The organism is Ruminococcus sp. (genome assembly GCF_019423705.1).
Lineage (GTDB): Bacteria > Bacillota > Clostridia > Oscillospirales > Ruminococcaceae > Hominimerdicola.
The window spans coordinates 199,324-213,727 of sequence record NZ_JAHZAX010000002.1 but is presented as its reverse complement, the minus strand read 5'-3'; the positions used below and the strand labels follow the sequence as shown (position 1 = coordinate 213,727).

11 protein-coding genes are annotated in these 14,404 nt (G+C 45.0%); 10 read left to right on the top strand and 1 reads right to left on the bottom strand.

All coding sequences use genetic code 11. The features are described 5' to 3' along the window. Positions 1–9 precede the first annotated feature (9 nt). Positions 10–288 carry a YabP/YqfC family sporulation protein gene (locus QZ371_RS02630; RefSeq protein WP_295208886.1) on the bottom strand — a complete coding sequence of 93 codons (279 nt, stop codon included), beginning with the start codon at positions 286–288 and terminating at the stop codon, positions 10–12. Positions 289–395: 107 nt separating this feature from the next. On the opposite strand from QZ371_RS02630, the gene QZ371_RS02625 reads away from it, so the two are divergent. The 10 genes from QZ371_RS02625 to ftsH all read left to right on the top strand — a co-directional run bounded on the left by QZ371_RS02625 (position 396) and on the right by ftsH (position 14,384). Beyond that, a complete protein-coding gene (locus QZ371_RS02625) occupies positions 396–1,484 on the top strand; it encodes a nucleoside recognition protein (protein ID WP_295208882.1) in 1,089 nt (362 codons plus the stop codon). A 57-nt stretch (positions 1,485–1,541) separates the two neighbouring features. Continuing rightward, positions 1,542–1,754: a hypothetical protein gene (locus tag QZ371_RS02620; protein WP_295208873.1), complete on the top strand. Its 213-nt coding sequence runs from the start codon at positions 1,542–1,544 to the stop codon at positions 1,752–1,754. Between the two features lie 174 nt (positions 1,755–1,928). Further along, positions 1,929–4,292: an ATP-dependent helicase gene (locus QZ371_RS02615; protein WP_295208866.1), complete on the top strand. Its 2,364-nt coding sequence runs from the start codon at positions 1,929–1,931 to the stop codon at positions 4,290–4,292. 343 nt (positions 4,293–4,635) lie between these two features. Continuing rightward, complete coding sequence (locus QZ371_RS02610) at positions 4,636–6,588, top strand: ribonuclease J (RefSeq protein WP_295208863.1); 1,953 nt, start codon at positions 4,636–4,638, stop codon at positions 6,586–6,588. Positions 6,589–6,606: 18 nt separating this feature from the next. Next, entirely contained in the window at positions 6,607–8,583 is a 1,977-nt protein-coding gene (locus QZ371_RS02605; protein ID WP_295208859.1) for a DHH family phosphoesterase, read from the top strand. Positions 8,584–8,619: 36 nt separating this feature from the next. Further along, positions 8,620–9,066, top strand: coding sequence for a 50S ribosomal protein L9 (gene rplI, locus QZ371_RS02600; RefSeq protein WP_295208856.1), 447 nt, complete (start codon positions 8,620–8,622; stop codon positions 9,064–9,066). 1 nt (position 9,067) lies between these two features. Continuing rightward, entirely contained in the window at positions 9,068–10,426 is a 1,359-nt protein-coding gene (gene dnaB, locus QZ371_RS02595) for a replicative DNA helicase (RefSeq protein WP_295208852.1), read from the top strand. After that, positions 10,419–11,744, top strand: coding sequence for a tRNA lysidine(34) synthetase TilS (tilS, locus tag QZ371_RS02590; RefSeq protein WP_295208849.1), 1,326 nt, complete (start codon positions 10,419–10,421; stop codon positions 11,742–11,744). The genes dnaB and tilS overlap by 8 nt, the downstream gene beginning before the upstream one ends. A 117-nt stretch (positions 11,745–11,861) precedes the next feature. Further along, positions 11,862–12,386: a hypoxanthine phosphoribosyltransferase gene (hpt, locus tag QZ371_RS02585; RefSeq protein ID WP_295208847.1), complete on the top strand. Its 525-nt coding sequence runs from the start codon at positions 11,862–11,864 to the stop codon at positions 12,384–12,386. A 39-nt stretch (positions 12,387–12,425) separates the two neighbouring features. Continuing rightward, positions 12,426–14,384 carry an ATP-dependent zinc metalloprotease FtsH gene (gene ftsH / locus QZ371_RS02580; RefSeq protein WP_295208844.1) on the top strand — a complete coding sequence of 653 codons (1,959 nt, stop codon included), beginning with the start codon at positions 12,426–12,428 and terminating at the stop codon, positions 14,382–14,384. Positions 14,385–14,404: the final 20 nt, after the last annotated feature.

Sequence of the window (14,404 nt, the reverse complement as noted above, 5' to 3'; positions counted from 1 at the left end):
TCGCTTTCTTTATTCCTCGTGCCTGCTTCTTGTTCGGGCAAGCTTAACAGATTGTATCTGTCCACGGACTTCAACGCAGTTCGTGCAATAGTTTGAGAGCGAAAGTCCGCTGCCCCATATCTCCACTTCAAAGGAACCTGTCGACACCCGAGCAAGCACTTCGGTACATTCAGTTATCTGCCTGCAATTTTCGATAAGCACGGCGCTGTCGTCGATTATGTTGATATATGAACTGAGATAAGAAAGCTCTCTGACTTTTCCGAGAAATTTGATATTTGGTCTGCTCATTTTCACACCTCTTTAAGTTTGTCTGCATTATCGTTCACTTCAAATTATATTGCCGCAGGGGTGCACATATACATAAAAATATATGAAATTACGGAGGACTGAAAATTATGAAAAAACTTATGAGAGAGCTTTTTATGTACATTGCCGCAGGGCTGTGTCTGTGGTTCTGCATATGCCTTGTGCGCAGTTCGGCGGAGGTGAAAGAAAGCGTTATATCGGCGGTTATGCGCTGTATCAATGTTATAATACCCTCGCTTTTTGCATTTATGGCGGCGGCAGACATACTTATATCCAGCGGGCTTTATATCTACATAACAAAGCCCTTCGGCTTTCTTGCAAGGCGGCTTTTCAATATCCCCAGCGGAATGATCTTCGTTGTTCTGGCGGCGAATACCGCAGGCTATCCAATGGGCGTGAAAATGCTCAGCGATATGCAAAATAAAGGCATTGTGAGCAGGCGTAATGCGGCGCTTATGGCCTGCTGGTGCTTTTGCGGAGGACCTGCTTTTTACAGCGGTACTGTGGGGCTTGGAGTATTCGGGCAGGCGAAAGTGGGCACTGCTGTGTTTTTATCTATCGTGCTTGCTAACGTTATTATGGGCGTTGTGCTGCGATTTTTTGTCAAGAAAGACAATGTTGATATATCAAGCGTTAAGAACGATAAAGCAAAGCTGACGGCTGAAAACATAACGAGTTCTGTCATATCGGCAGGAAAGTCGCTTTTCGTCATATGCGTGATGATAGTTTTTTTTGCGGCGGTTATGGCTGTGATAGATCACACGGGAGTATTCAACAAGCTTTCAAGTCTTGGACTTTCGGACAATGAGGTCACGCTTATAAAGAGTTGTTTTGAGATTACAAATATCACGGAGCTAACAGGTCAGCCTTATGACCTTTTGCCGCAGATAACTGCGGTTTGCTCATTTGGCGGCTTGTGCGTGCTGCTGCAAGTCATTGCGCTCAGCGGCGGAATGAACCTTGTGCCATTTATTATATCAAGAGTTCCTGCGGCGTTTTTAAGTGCAGTAATATGCCGATTTATCTCGCCTTTATTTGTTCCGACGGTTCTTGAAGCCGCAAATCAGCAAACTAAGATTTTCGTCAAAATCAACAATTTTGTACCCTCGGTTTGCTTGATTATGATGATTTTATTACTAATTTTGAAGAAAAGACTAGCATTTTATAAAACAGTATGATATAATTGATGTAAATGAAATTTAGTTAATCTAACATATAAAAGGAGCTGTATTACTATGGCAAAAAAGAGTTATTTTGGTAATAAGATATCACCGTCTTGTTCCTACTGTTTGTTCGGCAATCGTTCAAGAGAGGGAAACAAAGTCCTTTGCGAGAAGCAGGGTCTTGTTGACGCTGATTACAGCTGCAAGAAGTGGGTATACGACCCTATCAAGCGTGTTCCGAAGAAGCAGCTCAACATTCCTAATCAGGAGGACGATGTTATCTAATCTGTTGGCGTGGCACATCTGAAAGAATGTAATAATGATTTGACGGGAGACTGTTTTTATGCGGTCTCCTTTTTTGTGTCTTTTTTTCATTAAAGGAAGTTGCAATGTTAATGGAAATGTGCTATACTTATGAAAGTGCAAACAAATGAACAGTTTTTATCACGGAGGTGCGGTATGACAGAGCAGTTTATGCAGCTAAAGCGAAAGGCTCTTGAAAAATATTTCTCACGAATGAACGATCAGCAGCGCAAAGCTGTTTTTAAGATAAAAGGTCCTCTTCTTATCCTTGCAGGCGCAGGAAGCGGAAAAACAACGGTGCTTGTGAACAGGATAGCCAATATGATATTTTTTGGCAATGCTTACAACAGCAATGATACCTACGGCGAACCAAGTCAGCAGGATATCCAGTTTTTGCAGGATTATATTGACGGCAAGACGGACGACGCACAGGAGCTTGCGGACGTTGTGGCTTATGACTGCATAAAGCCTTGGTCGATATTGGCGATAACATTTACGAACAAAGCGGCAGGCGAGCTCAAAGACAGGCTTGCGGCAATGCTTGGTGAGGCAGGACAGGGCATTACTGCGGCGACTTTCCACTCGGCTTGTGCAAGAATTTTAAGGCGTGAATGTGACCGACTTGGTTTTGCAAGCAGCTTTACGATCTATGATTCTGACGATTCACAGAGGACAGTTAAGGCGATTCTCAGGGACCTTGATATATCAGAGAAAATGTTCCCGCCAAAGCTTATTTTGGGCGAGATATCCCACGCAAAGGACAGCCTCCAAGAGCCTGACGAGTTTATTAGGAGCGCAGGCGGAGATTACAGACTGCAAACTGTTGGCAAGGTCTATAAGGCGTATCAGCGCCGTTTGAAGGCTGCAAACGCTATGGACTTTGACGATATCATCTGCCACACAGTAAAACTATTTGAACAGTTTCCGGATGTGCTCGATCACTATCAAAATTTGTATAAATACATAATGGTGGACGAGTATCAGGACACCAACAAGGCGCAGTTTAGACTTGTGAGCCTGCTTTCGCAGAAGTTCCACAACCTTTGCGTTGTTGGTGATGACGATCAGAGTATCTACAAATTCCGTGGTGCGACTATCGAGAACATTCTAAGCTTTGAGGAGCAGTTTGACTGCAACAGCGATACTGACGTTATAAAGCTGGAGCAGAATTATCGTTCAACGCAGAACATTCTGACCTGCGCAAACGAGCTTATCAAGAATAATGAGGGCAGAAAGGGCAAAAATCTTTGGACTGCCGCAGGCGACGGCGAAAAAGTCGTTGTATACAAAGCTTCCAGCGAGCGTTCGGAGGCGAAATTTGTTGCGGACACCATCCTTGATGATGTAAATAAGGGCAGAAAGTATAACGAGCACGCAATACTTTATCGTATGAACGCCCAGTCAAACGCTCTTGAGCAAGCGTTTATTCAAAGCGGAATCCCATACAAGATCATCGGCGGACTTAAATTCTATGACAGAAAAGAGATCAAGGATATCCTTTCATATCTTTCAGTAATAAACAATCCGACTGACTTTCTGCGCCTGAGACGTGTTATCAATGAGCCTAAAAGGGGTATCGGCGAGGCAACTGTTTCAGCACTTGAGCAGGTAACGTCAGATCTTGGCGAAAGCCCTATAGAGCTTATGTGTCAAGCTGATATGCTTGCGCCGCTGACAAAGAAATCAGCGGCGCTTATGGCCGTGGGCGATATGTTCAATGGGCTTATGGAACTTGCAGACCACATCACCCTGCCGGAACTTCTTGACGAACTTCTTGACAGGACGGGCTATAAGCGAGCGCTTGAAGCCGAGGGCGATGAAGGTCTTACAAGGCTTGAAAATATCAATGAGCTTAAATCAACTATGACAAGCTATGAAGAAAATGCGGAAGAGCCGTCGCTTTCGGGCTTTTTGGAGGAGATATCGCTTTATACCGATATCGACAACCTTGACGCTGACGCAGATTACGTTGTGATGATGACAATGCACTCTGCAAAGGGACTTGAGTTCCCGATAGTTTTTGTTGTGGGAATGGAGGACAACATTTTCCCGTCGGCAAGAAGCCTTGAATCACAGGCGGACACGGAAGAAGAGCGCCGGCTTGCTTACGTTGCGGTGACGAGAGCCAAAGAAAAGCTTTATCTAACCCACGCCGCACAGCGTATGCTTTATGGTCGTACAGATCGAAACCGCATTTCACGTTTTGTGAAAGAGCTCCCAGCGGACAATATCGAAAAGCAGACAGAGGAGACGACACAGTCTGCATATCTAAACGGCTATGAACAGCCTCACAGCATATCTTTGCAGCAGCAAATGGCTCAGCGCAGGAATGCTTCGCCTGTATCAAAAAACACAGAAGTTTTTGCTCCCGGCGACAGGGTAAAGCACAAGATATTCGGCGAAGGCACGGTGCTTTCATCAAAGCCAATGGCAGGGGATACTCTTGTGGAGATAGCTTTCGATAATCGTGGCACAAAGAAGATTATGGCAAATTACACCAAGATAACGCACATTTCGTGATAATAAAGGAGACCTTTTTTGTGTCTCCTTTATTGCATTTTATGACCGAAAGCGCCTTGCCTGCCGCTCTTGACATATTCTATTAAATGTTGTATAATAAATAAAGATATTTTTGTTCGGATAAAAGCGGCGGAAGCTGCCAATAATTATAAACTGCGTTCGTTCCACCAATCATTCATTCTTTGAGACATCATGTTGCTTTATAAAGTCTCAGACGCAGCCTTTAATGTTACCTAACGGAAAATCGAATATTTTTATTGCAAGGAAGGAGCTTTGTGCTGCTGCCGTGTATTTGTGTTGCTTTATTTGGGCAAATGCAGTCGGCAGAGCAGATTTTTGTTATATGAATAATCAGAATAATTCAAGAAACTCATCAAAACGTTTTTTTAGAAAAAAGACCGATAAGGGCGCTATTTCGCTTGATCAGGCTTCAAAGGAGTTGGAGATAGTCAAGAACCAGCGCAGAAATCCAACAGAAAGAAACGATAAGAATGAAAAGGCTGACAGATCAAAGCGAGTGCTCAGCCCTCGTCAGCAGTCAAGACCTGCGAACAGGAGCGAGCAGAACGCTCAGCAGAGAAGAAATAACAATCAGAAAAAGACAAGAAATGACAATAGCGTTAAAGAGCCTGTAAGGCGCACACCTGTCAAGATAATCCCTTTGGGCGGTCTTAACGAGATCGGCAAGAATTTCACAGTTATCGAGTGCTCGAACGATATGTTCATAATCGACTGCGGTCTTGCTTTTCCGGACAGCGAAATGCCCGGTGTAGATATCGTTATCCCTGATTTTTCCTATGTTGAAAAGAATCAGGAAAAGCTGAGAGGCGTTGTGCTGACCCATGGCCACGAAGATCATATCGGCGGTCTGCCTTATTTTCTCAAGAAGTTCAACGTGCCTGTTTACGGCACAAGGCTGACACTTGGCCTTGTCGAGGGCAAGCTCAAGGAACACGGGCTTCTTGGCTCGGTAAAGCTTAACGTTGTAACGCCGAGACAGACTGTAAAGCTTGGCTGTATGGCCGTTGAGTTTATCAGAGTGAACCACTCTATCCCCGACGCTGTTGGAATGGCTGTCCACACACCTGCCGGTGTTATCATTCACACGGGCGATTTCAAGGTGGACTATACGCCTATCGAGGGCGGAATAATCGACTTGCCGAGGTTTGCAGAGCTGGGAAATAAGGGCGTTCTTGCGCTTATGGCTGACTCCACAAATGCCGAGAGACCAGGCTATACGATGAGCGAGAGAAAAGTTGGAGAGAGCTTTGAAAAGCTCTTCAACAAGGCTGAGGGTAAGCGTATAATCATTGCGACCTTTGCTTCAAACGTTCACAGAGTTCAGCAGATAATCAATAATGCTGTTATCCACGGCAGAAAAGTTGCCGTGTCAGGCAGAAGTATGGTGAACGTTATCGGCAAGGGCGTTGAGCTTGGCTATCTTAAAGTGCCCGATGGCGTGCTTGTGGATATCGACAGCTTGTCAAGGTATGCTCCTGAAAAGACTGTTATAGTAACGACAGGCAGTCAGGGCGAGCCGATGTCGGCGCTGACAAGAATGTCCGCAGGGGAGCACAGAAATGTGACGATCACTCCGCAGGACTTTATCATAATCTCAGCAAATCCTATCCCGGGAAATGAGAAATATGTTACAAAAGTTGTCAATGATCTTATGAGACTTGGCGCAGAAGTTATATATGAATCGATGTACGAGGTACACGTTTCGGGACACGCCTGCCAGGAAGAGCAGAAGCTTATCCTTTCTATCACAAAGCCTAAGTTCTTTATCCCTGTTCACGGTGAGTATAAGCACCTTATGAAGCATAAGGATACGGCGCTTTCAGTCGGTATTCCCGAAGAGAATATTATTATTGCAGATATAGGCAACGTCATTGAAACAGACGGCGTTGATATGAAGATAACAGGACAGGTCCCTGCGGGCAAGGTCCTTGTTGACGGTCTTGGCGTCGGCGATGTTGGTGCTATCGTTCTTCGTGACAGAAAGCATCTTGCGCAGGATGGTCTTATAATCGCAGTTGCGACTATCGACAGAATGACGGGCGAGATACTTGCAGGTCCTGATGTTGTATCAAGAGGCTTTGTGTACGTTCGTGAAAGCGAAGAGCTTATGAACGAGGCAAGGAAGCTTCTTACAGATACGCTTCAAAACTGTCTTGACAGAAATATAAAGGAATGGAACACGATCAAGGGCAAGATGAGAGACGATCTTTCAGACTTCATCTTTGCAAAGACAAAGCGCAGCCCAATGATCCTCCCTGTGATAATGGAGATTTAAAAAGAGAAGGAAAATGAAATGAAAAGTAACAATGGATTGCAGTTGATAATGAAAATAACTGTAGCTGTGACGGCTCTTGCGGCGCTTGTAGGTGCTTTCATACTTCATTCAACGCCGAGCAGACGAGAGTCGGGAAGTGTGCTCATAATGGTATCAGTCACAGCAGTGATACTGCTTGTGGCGGAAGAATTTTTCTTTCACAACTACAACAGGAAATATATAGCGAAGCTTTCCACGATGATATCAAAGACGGAACGAGATTCGCTGCTGAATTTTCCTGCTCCTGCAATAATCATTGATTCTGCCGATGTGATAGTTTGGTATAACAGGCTTTTCGGCAGACAGGTATACAACGAAGAAGAAGCCTACGGTCTTGACCTCACCGAGCTTATGAATATTGATATGGATAAGATATTCACCTCAGACGGAGATCTTGTGTGCGTAAATTCGCACTTTTACAAGGCTAAGGCTATCCATACCGACACCAACGGCGAGCTTTCAATGGTGTATTTCAACGACGTCACCGATTATGTTGAGCTTGAATATGAGTTCAGAATGTCCCACAAGGCTGTAATAATCGTGACTATCGACAACTTTGACGAGCTTATGTCAAACATTCGTGAAAGCGAAAAGGCTCACGTTGTCGTTGAGATCGAAAAGCTTATCGAAGAGTTTATGGATAACACCACAGCTGTTTCAAAGAAGGTGGCAAGCGATAAGTTCTATGTTTATATGGAAGAGCGACACCTTGCGCCGATAATCGAGCAGCGTTTCAAGATACTCGAGCAGGCAAGAAAGATCGCAGTCGGCGAGCGTTCTAACCTTACGCTTTCTATTGGCGTGGGCAGAGACGGCGCAAACCTTGCAGAGAGCGAGAAGTTTGCAAAGCAGGCTCTTGAAATGTGTCTCGGCAGAGGCGGCGACCAAGCGGCTGTTAAAGAGGACGGCGAATTCAAGTTCTTCGGCGGCATTTCATCTGCACCCGATAAGAACAACAAGACCCGTATCAGAATGGTCGCAAAGGCAATGCTTGAGCTTATCTGCAACCACGATAAGGTGCTTATTATGGGTCACAGGTTCGGCGACCTTGACAGCGTTGGTTCGGCAACGGGCTTCTGTTGTGCTATCAGAAATATGGTCAGAGAAGCATATGTTGTTGTTGACCCTGATCAGAACCTTTCAAAGACGCTGATAAATTATATCAACGAAAAAGAGAGCGAAAATTATTACATAACCCCGAAAGAGGGTCTTGAAAAGCTTGACGACAGCACCCTGCTTGTGGTCACGGATACCCATAATCCAGCCCTTGTTGAGTCAAAGGAAATGCTTGCAAAGGCAAAGAATGTAGTTGTTATCGACCACCACAGACGTATGGTAAACGGTATCGAGCCGACTATTATGTCGTTCCTTGAGCCGAACGCTTCATCGGCCAGCGAGCTTGTGACGGCGCTTATCGAGTATTTCGGCGAGGATTCAAACATTTCTGTTCCAGCGGCTGAGGCTTTGCTGTCGGGTATTATGCTTGATACTAAGAACTTCATTATGAAAACCGGCGTGTCAACATTTGAAGCGGCGGCATTCCTCAAGAAAAAGGGCGCTGACACCATTGCTGTCAAGAAGCTTTTTGCAAATTCGATCGACACATATCATCAGAAATCTGCTCTTATCAACAGCGCACACCTTTATAAAAAGTGCGCAGTTGCTTTCACTGAAGAGCAGTTCTCTGATATAAGAATTGCAGCTTCACAGGCAGCGGACGAGCTTCTCGGCATATCGGGAGTAAACGCTTCATTCGTGCTTTATGAAACAAACGGCGTTATAAATATTTCCGCAAGAAGTATGGGCGCTTACAATGTTCAGATAATTATGGAATCACTTGGCGGCGGCGGACATTTGACAATGGCTGCAACACAGCTTGAATGTTCTATGGCTGACGCAAGAAGCAAGCTTGCCACCGCAATTGATGAATATATTGAAAATAACGTGCGGGAGTAGGTTCCTGCAAATAAAATATGAAAGGCGTGTGTAACTATGAAAGTTATTTTGTTAAAAGATGTAAAGGGTTCAGGCAAAGAGGGAGATATCATCAACGTGGCTGACGGCTATGCAAGAAATTTCCTTATTGGAAAGGGTCTGGCACTTGAGGCAACTTCAAAGAACCTTAACGACCTTGCTGGCAAGAAGGCTTCTGCTCAGCACAAGATCGACGTTGAGACAGCCGACAACAAGGCTATCGCTGACAAGATCAGAGATAAGGAAGTTGTCGTTAAGGCAAAGGCAGGACAGGGCGGAAAGCTCTTCGGCGCTGTTACGGCTTCTGTAATTTCTGAGTGCATTAAGGCTCAGTACGGCGTTGACGTTGAAAAGAAGAAGATCAACCTTGCAAGCGAGATCAAGGCTTACGGCGATTTTACAGCTGTTGTGAAGCTTACTCACGGCGTTTCCTGCTCTATCAAGATCAAGGTAATAGAGGAATAATATGGCTGATAAATACAGCAGTCTCGCCAATCCTTTAGGACGTGAGCTGCCATTTTCACAGGAAGCGGAAGAGGCCGTCATCGGCGGAATTTTGCTTGATCCGCAGGCTTTGCCGAAGGTGATCGAAAAGCTACGCCCCGAAAGTTTCTATCGCCCACAGCACCAGCAGCTTTTCACCATAATAATGAGAATGTTCACCACAGGCAACAAGGAGGACGTTATCACCGTTATTGACGAAGCCGTCAGAATGGGGATCTTCGAAACCTCGGCTATGGCGAAAACATATCTCACGGGACTTATGGAGAATGTGCCGTCAACGGCGAATATCGAAAGCTACTGCAAGATAATCGACGAAAAGGCGAAGATACGCTCGCTTATAACTGCCGCAAATCAGATACTTGAAAGAGCCTATGACGGCGGTGAAGATTCTGCAATGCAGCTTGATTCAGCCGAACAGGCGATATTTGACATCAGACAGGGCAGAGACGTTCAAGGTCTGACACGAATAAGCGATGTTATCGTCGAAACTTTCGAGCATTTGCAGGAGATATCGGGTGCTGACGCTGAGGAGCACCTTGGCGCAAAGTCGGGCTTCAAACAGCTTGATGCGATCACGACGGGTCTTAATAGGACTGACCTTATAATAATCGCCGCACGTCCTGCAATGGGTAAATCTGCCTTTGCGCTGAATATTGCGGTGAACACCTGTAAAGCAACAAAGCGTGACGTTGTTATTTTCTCTTTGGAAATGGGCAAGGAACAGCTTGTTTCCCGTATGCTTGCCTCTGAGGCGCTTGTAAATAACACATTGCTACGTTCGGGCGGACTTGAACCGACTGACTGGGAAAAGATCGCAACGGCCGCCGACACTTTGTCGCAGCTTCCGATATACTTTGACGACAGCGCCGCAGGTGCGACTGTTCCGCAGATGAAAGCAAAGCTCAGACGAATGAAAAATCTGGGACTTGTTGTCATCGACTATATCCAGCTTATGCAGTCGACTAACAAGAACGCAAGCCGTGTTGAAGTGGTTTCGGAAATAACACGTTCCTTGAAGCTTATGGCGAAGGAGCTTAATGTGCCTGTTATCGCACTTTCACAGCTTTCACGTAGCTCGGAAAAACGTGAGGACAAGCGTCCAATGCTTTCAGACCTGCGTGAATCGGGTTCTATCGAGCAGGACGCAGATATCATTATGTTCCTTTATCGTGACGCTTATTATAATGAAAACGACGATAAATCCGTGGCTGAATGTATCGTAGCGAAGAACCGCCACGGTCAGACAGATACTGTAAAGCTTGGCTGGATAGGCGAATACACCTTGTTCAGAGGGCTTGATTTCAGGAGAGAAGATGAATAGTTTTCTTAAAAAGGTCGCTGCGACCATTGAGAAATTTCATATGACAAATAAGAGCGAACGCTTGATTGTGTGCCTCTCGGGAGGCGCTGACAGCGTTACGCTCCTTTTGTGTTTAAAAGAGCTGGGTTATGATGTGTGTGCTTGTCACGTCAATCATCATCTTCGTGGTGAGGATAGCGACAGAGACGAAAAATTTTGTGTGGATCTCTGTAAAGCACTTGACATTGACATCAAAGTGTTCCACGCAGATGTTATCGGCTATTGCAAAGAACATTCGGTATCGACAGAGGAGGGGGCAAGAATTCTGCGCTACGGCTTCTTTGAAACTGTCGGCGTTGATAAGATTTGTACAGCGCATAGCTTGTCGGACTGCCTTGAAACGACGATATTCAATCTTGCAAGGGGCACGGGTCTTAAAGGACTTTGTGGAATACCCCCCGTGCGTGGCAACATTATCAGACCTCTTATAGAGTGCACTCGTGAGGAGATAGAGGGCTACCTTGCGCAAAAAGGGCAGGATTTTGTCACCGATTCCACAAATCTTACGGACGATTATTCACGAAACAAGATAAGACATCTTGTTGTGCCGAGATTGCGTGAACTTAATGACACGCTGTTTGCTTCATATGAACAGACTGCCGACAGGCTTCGCACGGACAGCGACTATCTTGAAACGACTGCGCAGAAAGCGTTTGAAAAAGCTGTCGTTGAAGGTGGCTACAATGCTGAGTACCTTAAAACTTTGCACGAAAGCATACGCCGCAGAGGTGTTATGAAAGTCCTGCAAGCAGAAAAACTTGACATATCACGTGACAGGATAGAACAGATCGACAGGATAATATTGCAGGGTGGCAAGTACAATATATCGAGTGATATGTTTGTTTTGTGCGCTAAAGGTATACTAAGCTTTGTAAAGTTAAATGACTTGTCACAACGAAATGTTGACGATGTGCCTATAATTGGCGAAGGTGAATATATATTCAATGGCAGAACAGTAGATTTCAAGATATCAGACTATGACGGCAAAAACGGAAATGTTCATAAAATGTTTGCAAATTGCTGTCTCGATTATGATAAAATAAAAGGTGAAATTGTACTTTCAAACCGCAAAGAGGGCGATAAGATACGCCTTGTGAATAGGGACTTTGAAAGTGATCTGCGAAAACTGATAAATAAAGCTTTCCGACTTGAACAAAGGCGGTCGGTTATTATCCTTAGAGACAATGAGGGCGTAGTTTTTGTTGAAAGCTATGGTGCGGCTGACAGGGTGAAAATTACCCCCGATACAAAACACATTCTCAGCTTTGAGATAAAATGAAGAGAAAAACATAAATGTGACGAAAACTGCACAAAAGCGTTATTTTTTTCATATGATTTTGTACTTTTCACCAGTTCGTCACAATAATATGGTATAATCAGAAAGGTTGTTAAAATAATGAGCAATATATCTGTTCTTTATTCTGAGGAAGAGCTTGCTGAGAGCGTTAAAGCACTGGGTGATAAGATAACTGAGGATTATAAGGGCAAAAAGCTTCTTGTGGTATGTGTGCTCAAAGGTGCGTTCGTTTTTGCGGCTGACCTTGTGAGACGTATCGACAACGATATGCAGATCGCATTTATTACAGCAAAGAGCTATATCGGAACAAATTCATCGGGAAATGTGACCATTTCGGGCGATCACGACTTTATGGGTCTTGATCTTAGAGAGTGGGACGTTTTGCTGGTGGAGGATATCCTCGATACAGGCAGGACACTTTGCGAGCTCAAAAAGAGATTTGCTTCAATAGGTGCGCCAAGCGTTAAGATCGCAGTTATGCTTGACAAGCCGTCAAGAAGAGTTGCTGATATAACCCCCGACTATAAGTGTCATGCGATAGAGGACGAGTTCGTTGTGGGCTATGGTCTCGACTATGATGAAAGATACAGAAATCTGCCTTATATCGGCATAGTTAACGAATAATTTGGCAAAATTTAATATAGAACAAAAGGTTGTGATGGATTGAAAAATAACAGTAGTAACGGAAAGAATTTGCTTATCTATCTGCTGGTGTCCGTGGCGATAATCTGCGGACTGGTGTATATGCTGACGAGTATGAGCTCAAAAACTTCTGATAAGAAGTATTCTGAGGTTATGAGACAGTTCGACACCTTGCAGGTATCACAGTTTGAGCTTGATCTCGGTTCGGGACAGCTCAAGTATAAGCTGAAAGATGATGACAAGGTTTATAGCTATACGGTACCGAACGTTTCACTTTTTGCTAACGAAGTTCTGGGCGGTGAGGACGCAGAGAATTACCGTAAGAAGTATGACGCTGCAAATCCCGATGATCCGCTGGAGTATAATCTTATCCCGATATCAGATAACAGCTTTTGGCTCAATCTTATCCCGACGCTGTTGACTCTCGGCGTAATGATATTCTTTATGGTATTTATGTTAAAGAATGTCGGCGGCGGAAAGATGAACGGCTTTGGCAAGACTAATGCCAAAATGGCGCCGAGCAGCAAGAAGGCAACATTTGACGATGTTGCAGGCGCAGACGAGGAGAAGGAAGAGCTCAAGGAGATCGTTGACTTCCTTCGTGATAATAAAAAGTATAAGGAGATCGGCGCAAGGATACCTAAGGGCGTGCTTTTGCTTGGCCCTCCGGGTACAGGTAAGACCCTTCTTGCAAGAGCTGTTGCAGGTGAGGCAAACGTTCCGTTCTTCTCGATATCGGGTTCTGACTTCGTTGAAATGTTCGTCGGCGTCGGTGCTTCAAGAGTAAGAGACCTCTTCGAGCAGGCAAAAAAGAACGCTCCGTCTATCATCTTCATTGATGAGATCGACGCAGTTGGTCGTCAGAGAGGCGCAGGTCTTGGCGGCGGACACGATGAACGGGAGCAGACTCTTAACCAATTGCTGGTCGAAATGGACGGCTTCGAGGATAACGATTCAGTTATCGTTATGGCTGCCACAAACAGACGTGATATTCTTGACCCTGCGCTTCTTCGTCCGGGTCGTTTTGACAGACAGATACTCGTTGGCTATCCTGACGTTAAGGGCAGAGAAGCCATTTTGAAAGTTCACACAAGAAATAAGCCCCTTGCTCCGGACGTTGATCTTGCGACTATCGCTAAGTCAACGGTAGGCTTCACGGGCGCTGATCTTGCAAACCTTGTAAATGAAGCTTCACTTCTTGCGGCAAGAAAGAACAGAAAGGCTATCACTAAGGAAGAACTTGAAGAAGCTTCCATTAAGGTCGTAGCTGGTCCTGAGAAAAAGTCTAAGGTTGTCACAGAGGACGAAAAGAAACTTACAGCTTACCACGAAGGCGGTCACGCTTTGTGTACCTATTACTGCAAGACGCAGGATAGAGTTCATCAGGTCTCGATCATTCCAAGGGGTCAGGCTGGCGGATTTACGATGAGTTTGCCTGAAAAGGATAAGTCTTATGTGAGCAAGAATGAAATGTATGAGAACATCATAGTTCTTTTGGGCGGACGTGTTGCTGAAAAGCTCATTCTTGACGATATCTCCACAGGCGCTTCAAATGACCTTGAAAGAGCCACAGGCACAGCAAGAAATATGGTAACACGCTATGGTTTCAGCGATAATCTCGGACCTGTAGTTTACGGACAGGGAGAGCATGAGGTATTCCTTGGCAGAGATTACACAAATACTCCAAGTTATTCTGACAACGTTGCCGCTGAGATCGACAACGAGATCAGAGCACTTGTTGAGAGCGCATTCGACGACGCTGAAAGAATACTCAAGGAGCATATTGACAAGCTCCACGTTGTTGCCAAGTACCTTATGAAGTACGAAAAGATTGACGGCGATCACTTCTATAAGCTTATGAGCGGCGAGCTCACAGAGGCTGAATTTATGGGCGATGAAGCTGCTGAACAGCAGGACGTTACGGTTTCCGATACTCCAACAGTTGAGGATAGCATCACCATAGATGATGAAAACAAGTAATGATATTTCAAAACAGGCGC

Excerpts from the sequence above, each read along its gene's own strand:
- QZ371_RS02630 (WP_295208886.1), bottom strand. The coding sequence starts at position 288 with ATGAGCAGACCAAATATCAAATTTCTCGGAAAAGTCAGAGAGCTTTCT.
- QZ371_RS02625 (WP_295208882.1), top strand. The coding sequence starts at position 396 with ATGAAAAAACTTATGAGAGAGCTTTTTATGTACATTGCCGCAGGGCTG.
- QZ371_RS02620 (WP_295208873.1), top strand. The coding sequence starts at position 1,542 with ATGGCAAAAAAGAGTTATTTTGGTAATAAGATATCACCGTCTTGTTCC.
- QZ371_RS02615 (WP_295208866.1), top strand. The coding sequence starts at position 1,929 with ATGACAGAGCAGTTTATGCAGCTAAAGCGAAAGGCTCTTGAAAAATAT.
- QZ371_RS02610 (WP_295208863.1), top strand. The coding sequence starts at position 4,636 with ATGAATAATCAGAATAATTCAAGAAACTCATCAAAACGTTTTTTTAGA.
- QZ371_RS02605 (WP_295208859.1), top strand. The coding sequence starts at position 6,607 with ATGAAAAGTAACAATGGATTGCAGTTGATAATGAAAATAACTGTAGCT.
- rplI (WP_295208856.1), top strand. The coding sequence starts at position 8,620 with ATGAAAGTTATTTTGTTAAAAGATGTAAAGGGTTCAGGCAAAGAGGGA.
- dnaB (WP_295208852.1), top strand. The coding sequence starts at position 9,068 with ATGGCTGATAAATACAGCAGTCTCGCCAATCCTTTAGGACGTGAGCTG.
- tilS (WP_295208849.1), top strand. The coding sequence starts at position 10,419 with ATGAATAGTTTTCTTAAAAAGGTCGCTGCGACCATTGAGAAATTTCAT.
- hpt (WP_295208847.1), top strand. The coding sequence starts at position 11,862 with ATGAGCAATATATCTGTTCTTTATTCTGAGGAAGAGCTTGCTGAGAGC.